Source organism: Hyalangium sp. (assembly GCF_035629615.1).
Taxonomy (GTDB): Bacteria; Myxococcota; Myxococcia; order Myxococcales; family Myxococcaceae; genus Hyalangium.
Genome location: NZ_DASPHO010000193.1, coordinates 1 through 3,411, shown reverse-complemented (window position 1 = coordinate 3,411; position 3,411 = coordinate 1). Strand labels below are relative to the sequence as shown.

The following is a 3,411-nucleotide window of genomic DNA, read 5'->3' as shown; positions in this document are numbered from 1 at the left end:
AGAGGCCGCGGGAGGGCGCGGGGGTGGTCGTCCCGAGCACGCCGAGGGCCGTCTGCCTCCGGGGACGGACTTCCAGGCGCTCGCCGCCTCGCTGCTCGGGTGAGAACAGCGCTCGCGGCGACAGGGCGATGACGGTGACAGAGCCGCATAGAATCGGGCGCATGGGGCTCTCTGCCGCTCTCCTCTCCCCGGTAGTGCCCGCGCGCTCACGGTGGCAGCTCCTGCTGCCGCTGCTCCTGCTGCCCGTCCTGGGGTTGGGGTCGCGCTCTGGGGCGGCCTGGCTGCCGTCCTTCGTCTCCGCCTACGCGGGAGACACTCTCTGGACGATGATGATGTACGTGAGCCTCCTCTTCGTCTGGCCGCGCCTCTCCCTCTCCCAGGCGGCGGGGTGGGCGCTGGCGATCTCCTTCGCTGTCGAGCTCAGTCAGATGTATCGTGCGCCTTGGATTGACGCGGTGCGCGAGCACCGGCTGGGGGCGCTGTTCCTGGGGCGTGGGTTTCTCGAGTCGGATCTGGTCTGCTACAGCGTGGGCGCGCTCCTGGCAGCCGGGTTGGACGGCTTGCTAGCCTGGCGGCGGACCGAGGAATGAGCCTCCCCGGGCGGAGGTTGGCTTGCATTCATGAGTATTCCGGAGACCAGCATGACTCCTTCGATGGCGGGTGAGCAGGGCAGCCCCAACTCCCTGGGGCTCTTCACCGCGTTCGGTGCGGAGCGCACCTCCAACCTTCGCTGGCTGTTCGCCCTGGCGGTCCCGCTCTTTGGGCTCCTGGCGGCCTGGCTGTCGCTGCAGGGGCAGCAGGACGGGATGCGGATCGTCACCGCTCATGGGATCAAGCTGGTGCTCCCGGGCATGTCGCAAGAGGAGGTGCTCGGACGGCTGGGGCACCCCATCGGCAAGACGATGCGGGCCGATGGTGCGGAGTGCTTTCAGCACGGTCTGTTCTCCATGACCGAGCCGATGACCACGGTGTACGAGCTCTGCTACCTGGGCGGGGTGCTCCAGGACGTGAGGACGCGCCGCTACTCGCTCTGGACGGTGGATGACACCGGGGCGTTCGTTCCCGCTGGGATACCGATGGAAGATCCGCCCGAGGAAGGGCCGCTCAAGCCCTGACCGTATGCGGACGAAAGCCACGCCCCCTATTGCCCACCTGAGCGGGAAGGGGGCGCAGCCGCTGATCGAGGCTTACTTCGAGCTCAACCAGCTCAAGCAGCTCTACCGCCAGGGCTGGCTGAGGGTGGGCATTCCTCCCGAGCGCTGTGAGAGCGTCGCCGAGCACTCCTTTGGCGTGGCCCTCCTGTGCCTCTTCATCGCCGAGAGCTGGTTCCCCGAGGCCGATGCCTCCAAGGTCGTCCGCATCGCGCTGCTGCACGATCTCGGCGAGGCCCGCGTCGGCGATATCACTCCGCACGATGGCGTGAGCCCCACCCAGAAGCACGCGCTGGAGCGTCAGGCCGTGGAGCAGATCCTCGGCAGGCTGCCGCGCGGCGCCGAGTACCTCGCACTCTGGGAAGAGTACGAGCAGGGCTCCTCCTTCGAGGCGAAGCTGGTGCGTCAGGTGGATCGGCTCGAGATGTCGCTCCAGGCCAGTGTCTACGAGCACCAGGGCCTGGGCGATCTGTCGCAGTTCTTTGCCTCGGCCGAGAAGGCCATGGAGTCGCCCTCGCTCCGGGCCGTGCTCGCGGAGCTCCAGGCCCTGCGGCCCACGCGCGTGCCCCCCGCCTGATCGTCCTCCCAGCTCACCCGAACCAGCGGCTGGAGCTGGGGGCGAAGACCTTGATTCGCTCCCTCAAGGCCGGGGGGACTCGATCCCGGATGATGTCATGCACCTGCTCCGGCCCATACGCCTGGCTGAAGTGCATCAGCACCAGCGCCTCGTTCTGGAACAGGTCCGCCCTGGCGATGATCTCGTCCAGGTGCGTGTGCAGGCGCTCTTGCGTCTCCTCCACCGTCCACTTCTGATCCAGGTACGTGCACTCCAGGATCAGCACCCGGCTCTCCAGGATCGACGGCGCCGTCTCCAGCACCTTCGACAGCGTGTCCGTGGCGTAGGCCAGCTCGAGCCGCTCCACCTCGTCGAAGATCCCCGCTCCCTCGCGGCGCAGGCGGGCGATCTCCTCCCCCGGCATCCCCTGGTGCTCGGGCTTCAGCTTCGTGACGCGCTTGAGGAACTGGTAGCCGAGCGACGGGCCCGCGTGGTGGGTCCGGAAGGCTCGCACCCAGAGGTCCCGGTACACCTTGCGTGTGTCGCCCGGGAGCATGGGGATGGTCTCCATCGAGATCGCCGAGCGGTGCAGCCGGCCCAGCGCCGCGAGCGCCTCCTTCACCGCGGACTCGATCTCTGCCGGGAGGAACACCTGGGCGGGCGAGTGCTTGCCTACCAGCCCTCGAATCCCCAGCAGCGCTCCCAGCGCGCTCGCGTGATCCGAGTGGCCATGGCTCAGGAAGAGGTGATCCGTGGTGGCGAAGCTCCGGAGCGGGACTCCCGCGTCCAGCACCACGTCCAGTTCGGGCACCTGCAGCGAGGTGTAGACCCCGCCCACGGAGATACCTCGGATGGTGTAGGGGCCTGCCTGCACTTCGGTCAGCATGGCCGTAAGGCTAATGGCTGGTATGCCAGGCGAGCCAGCCTTCCGTCCGTCGCCTTGTGGAGGGGACTCGGGATGCCAACGTTTCCGGAGAGAGGACGACCATGCGAACGATTCCAATTTCGGCCCTGGCGCTGTGTCTCCTGAGCCCTGTGCTGGCGATGGCTCAGCCCGGCATGGGGCCCACCCAGTCCGAGGTGGTCACCCACAGCTCGGCGTTCTGGTTCTGGATCATCGCGCTGGCACTCGCGGTGGTGGCCTTCATCGCGAGCACCCTCGTCGTGTCGCGGCGGAGATGGCCTCCTTCGGGGCCGCGGATCTCCTGAGCCCGGGTTTCGCGGCACGGCCGGCCGGTGAGCAGCCTGGCCTCGAGAGGGGAGGGGAGCGCGTGACCCGCTGAGGCGTTGGCTTCATCATGCGCCTTGTGAAGCTCGCCTGCTCTGCCACCGTGCTGCTCCTGATCCTGGGGATGCCCTGGCGAGCGGTGGCCTTCTCGGTCGAGGACCACCAGTCCCTGACCCAGGCCGCGCTGGATGCAGCGGGCCCGGAGGCTCGGCCGCTGCTCGCAGCGCACCGGCAAGCGGTGCTGCATGGCGCCACCGCCGAGGATCTCAACCTGCATGTGAAGTGGACCGGCTGGCACCACTTCTATTTCCCCGAAGGCTCGCTCGATACGGCGCTGCGCAAGGCCTCTGACTCCCGAGTCCGCGAACTGTGGGAGGAGGCGCTGGAGGCCGCCCGCCATGGCGATCTGGAGCGCGCCTTCGATCGTGCGGGCCACCTCGCCCACCATGTGCAGGACATGGCCTCGCCGCCCCATG

Annotated in this window: 5 protein-coding genes and 1 pseudogene; 5 read left to right on the top strand and 1 reads right to left on the bottom strand. The window is 68.2% G+C overall.

Going from position 1 to position 3,411, the window contains the following annotated elements; all coding sequences use genetic code 11:
• The first annotated feature begins 161 nt into the window (after positions 1-161).
• The 3 genes from VD972_RS09905 to VD972_RS09895 are packed head-to-tail and all read left to right on the top strand — an operon-like array spanning position 162 to position 1,728.
• Positions 162-590, top strand: a complete 429-nt coding sequence (locus VD972_RS09905) for a DUF2809 domain-containing protein (RefSeq protein WP_324984411.1) — start codon at positions 162-164, stop codon at positions 588-590.
• Between the two features lie 51 nt (positions 591-641).
• Positions 642-1,115 carry a hypothetical protein gene (locus VD972_RS09900; RefSeq protein ID WP_324984409.1) on the top strand — a complete coding sequence of 158 codons (474 nt, stop codon included), beginning with the start codon at positions 642-644 and terminating at the stop codon, positions 1,113-1,115.
• A 4-nt stretch (positions 1,116-1,119) separates the two neighbouring features.
• Positions 1,120-1,728, top strand: coding sequence for an HD domain-containing protein (locus tag VD972_RS09895; RefSeq protein ID WP_324984406.1), 609 nt, complete (start codon positions 1,120-1,122; stop codon positions 1,726-1,728).
• A 13-nt stretch (positions 1,729-1,741) separates the two neighbouring features.
• Here the strand turns inward: VD972_RS09895 and VD972_RS09890 are convergent, their stop codons facing one another.
• Positions 1,742-2,593: an MBL fold metallo-hydrolase gene (locus VD972_RS09890; protein ID WP_324984401.1), complete on the bottom strand. Its 852-nt coding sequence runs from the start codon at positions 2,591-2,593 to the stop codon at positions 1,742-1,744.
• A 101-nt stretch (positions 2,594-2,694) separates the two neighbouring features.
• Between VD972_RS09890 and VD972_RS09885 the strand changes: the two genes are divergently transcribed.
• Both VD972_RS09885 and VD972_RS09880 read left to right on the top strand, forming a co-directional pair.
• Positions 2,695-2,916 carry a hypothetical protein gene (locus VD972_RS09885; protein WP_324984399.1) on the top strand — a complete coding sequence of 74 codons (222 nt, stop codon included), beginning with the start codon at positions 2,695-2,697 and terminating at the stop codon, positions 2,914-2,916.
• Between the two features lie 89 nt (positions 2,917-3,005).
• Positions 3,006-3,411 (top strand): annotated as a pseudogene (locus VD972_RS09880) (hypothetical protein); the annotation flags it as partial.

Coding starts and splice junctions, on each gene's coding strand:
- VD972_RS09905 (WP_324984411.1), top strand. CDS start 162: ATGGGGCTCTCTGCCGCTCTCCTCTCCCCGGTAGTGCCCGCGCGCTCA.
- VD972_RS09900 (WP_324984409.1), top strand. CDS start 642: ATGACTCCTTCGATGGCGGGTGAGCAGGGCAGCCCCAACTCCCTGGGG.
- VD972_RS09895 (WP_324984406.1), top strand. CDS start 1,120: ATGCGGACGAAAGCCACGCCCCCTATTGCCCACCTGAGCGGGAAGGGG.
- VD972_RS09890 (WP_324984401.1), bottom strand. CDS start 2,593: ATGCTGACCGAAGTGCAGGCAGGCCCCTACACCATCCGAGGTATCTCC.
- VD972_RS09885 (WP_324984399.1), top strand. CDS start 2,695: ATGCGAACGATTCCAATTTCGGCCCTGGCGCTGTGTCTCCTGAGCCCT.